1 protein-coding gene is annotated in these 3,379 nt (G+C 50.2%); it reads right to left on the reverse strand.

Features of this window, described 5'->3' with window-relative positions:
* Window positions 1–3,199: carbohydrate binding domain-containing protein (locus tag ACAN54_RS29870; protein WP_379164488.1), on the reverse strand; the 3,199-nt coding region annotated here is incomplete at its 3' end.
* Between the last annotated feature and the right edge of the window lie 180 nt (window positions 3,200–3,379).

Raw genomic sequence — 3,379 nt, forward strand, 5'->3', positions numbered from 1 at the left:
TTGGAGTCGCTGTTGGAGTTACCGTTGGTGTCGGTGTTGCTGTAGGCGTTGATGTTGCAGTTGGTGTTGGCGTTGGTGTTGGTGTCACAGTCGGTGTTGGCGTTGGCGTCGCTGTCGGCGTCACCGGTCCGCCAGACTGAATGTTGCCGGTTGGTGTGTAAGTCCAGGTACCCGCGCCAAATAAATAGTTGCTGCCGCCGTTGCTGTCCCAGGTGCCGCTTCCATTATTGAAGCAAGCCTCCAACTGAGTAGCGGAACCGATGTTGATCGTAATTTTGTTATAGCCTGCCACTTCAGCTGCCGGCATAGCCACACCTGGTGAAGTCGTCCATGTGCCGCCAACAGGACGGTAATGGATGTATGGTGTCGTGTAGCCCTGCTTGTAATAGATAGTTACACTGTTTCCAGGCGGAGTGGTGACGAGAGCGGCTGCGCTGAGTGCCGACAGGTTACCTGCGGCATCAAAAGCTTTTACCGTATAGCTGTAACTGGTTTCAGAAGCCAGCCCACTGTCCGTATNGGCTGCGCTGAGTGCCGACAGGTTACCTGCGGCATCAAAAGCTTTTACCGTATAGCTGTAACTGGTTTCAGAAGCCAGCCCACTGTCCGTATACGAGTTGGTTGCAGAAGATCCGATCTTGACTCCGTTGCGGTAAATCTCATAACCAGCCACACGGATGTTATCGGTGGATGCATTCCATGTAAGGGCAGCAGAAGAGGCATGGGTTACAGAAGCTTGGAGGTTAACCGGTGTGCTTGGTGCTTCCTTATCGGGAATTACTGGCTGATCCGTAATGAATGGATGCGTGCCTTCAATAGTGCCCTGCATGCTTTCCGTATATTTGCCGTTGGCCAGTGTATACTTGCCTGCTCCAACATATACCTGCTGGATATCACTGCGTGTAACATTTCCTTTGGCGTCTTTGGCTTCAATATAATAATCCACCAACTGGTCCCGGTAATCTGAGATGTAGCTGTAATAGAGATTTCCGATATCTGTTGCCGGAACCTTCTCCATGATGACTTTACTGCTTGGCTGCCAATCGACACCATTGATATCAGGGCTCAAATCACGGACATTCATCGGGTACTCCACCCATTGCCCAACCTTGGCGGGATCTATACCGGACACACCGGAGGATGCCAAAGCTGTTGGGTCATAGACCTTAAAGGTATTGTCTGAAGCATCAGCGGTCTTGTCACGGTGAGCACGGATTTTGACTTTGATGTCACTGATACCGTTCGTATCAAAAGCGTAGGTATAAATGGAGAACACGTTGTTAAAATGCTGCAGAGTCCAACCCTCTGCTTTACTGACATTAGCGCTGCCCGGATTGTACGGGTAACGCTGCGGCCACCAGACGGAAGGGCCTGTTTTGTCTTTGGCCAGCTTTTGCGATACATAAGGCTTGGAAAAGTACAACGATTGATTGAAGGACAAAGCCGGTTTCACGCTGTCATCAACATTCTCGTCGTAATAGCCAAAGCCTGAATCCATTGCCGGAAGCAGGAAATACCAAGCCAATTCAGCCGGGTTCGCACCACCGGAATAATCATTGGCACTGTTTCCCTTTACAGGAAAGGAGAGCATCCAGGGGTTCAGCTGATTCCCGTCATACGTAATTTCCCGATCCAGCGCCGTGGTCGGTTTCCAGTAATTCGGATGATCGTCTAACCAGATCTGCTCAGCTGTTTTGGCATAATTCAAAGAAGCTTGGAGTAAGGCAAAATTACGTTCAAGATAGTGATAGCCCTTCTCGAAGGATACAGTCATCCCCTCCTCTACACCAGAAAGGTTCTTCTTAGGGGCTAGTGAAGTTCCGTTAACCTGGTTAAACGTGGCGAACTGTCCCTTCCAAATGCCAAAGGGAAGATGCCAGTGATACCAAGTCGGATCGGAAGAGGAATCACGGGTATCGATCCAGGATCCATCCTGCACGTGAACCACATCGGAGGTGGCTGGTGTATTACTGCGCAGGTATTCATCGATACCCATACCTTTTACGCCGCTGTCGGCATAGGTAACATTTCCGGCATTGCGCCAGGTTTCTTCGGAGCCTGCCCGGCCCGAAGAATTATCCCCATCATGGGCTACGACGAAAATCTGCTTCTGCGCAACCAGATTCTCATACGGCTTAAGCGCGTCAGCTTTGACTTGGCCCAAGTATCCTTCCTCCCAGGACTCTGCCTGTGCTACAGGAACGCCCACTACTCTGGACTCCGCTCCACTTGCAGGATCGACATAACGTACCCAATGCGCCGTAGAGGCAAAAGGATACTTATTGTATACCACTTGCTGTTCATTGAACATGTTCTGGCTCACCCAGCCTCCCGGGGTGCTGACATTCTGAAGATCTGCCCGGTTGGGCGGTGACACCATCGTGTCTGTTCCAGGACTGTTCAGCAGCGGATAATCCTTAAGGGTGCGCGAGAAATGGTTATTGCCAATCACAGACCACTGGATACCCAACTTCTGCAGCACCGGTATTATCCGCTCGGAAAAGCCAAGCTCCGTTGGAAAAAAACCCTTCGAGGACTTGTAGCTGCTTCCTAGGAAATAAGGCTGGGCCAGCGTGGCTCCATGATAGATCATATCCTTCAGCAAATATTCATTCCCGGCCAGTGGCCCCATCGAGTGATGCCCGGAGAAATGGATCAGATCCAGTGTATTGTTTCCATTGGTTGTTTTGAGCTGATCGTACGCATTCTTCCAGGGAGTACCCCATGCCGCATTACTGTATCCGCTTACATTTCCTTGTTGAATAATGCTGTTCACGTTGTTCACTACAGAACCGGACATCGTGACATGCATCTGTGCCTGTGGATAATTGCTATGCAGCGTATTCGCCACACTCCATGGCCAAGTTAGATAAGCACCGGTCTTGGCATGATGGGAGTAGTAGGATACTAGATCATCGTGCGGCATCGGTGAACCATTGGGCAAATAAAATTTATAACCGGCAGGCGGATTCTGCTTCAGATGGATTACTTCACCGTCATATGTATAACGGATTGGACTTCCTACAGGGGCAGAATTATAGGAATTCAGATCATAGTAAGCCCAGAAATTAGGCATATGGTTATGATATACATTCGAAGCAGCAATTTCAGCCGATACATTAGTGGCCACAGACTGGCCAAACAGCAGGAGACCCAGCAACAGTGCTCCAATCTTACGCCTTGACCCAAAGTACTTCATAACCTTTTCCAGCTCCTCTCCATATTAAAGAATCGGGAGCATTGTTTGCTCAATGCTCCCGTCACATGAACTACAGATCCTTCCAGCGCTGCACGGTAAGATTGACGGTCTGTGCTCCGCCTGCAGGCGTGAGCGTCCGGTTCGCAATATCCGCCCCGCTTGTGCTAGTCTCCACTGAAG

Source organism: Paenibacillus diazotrophicus (genome assembly GCF_042610465.1).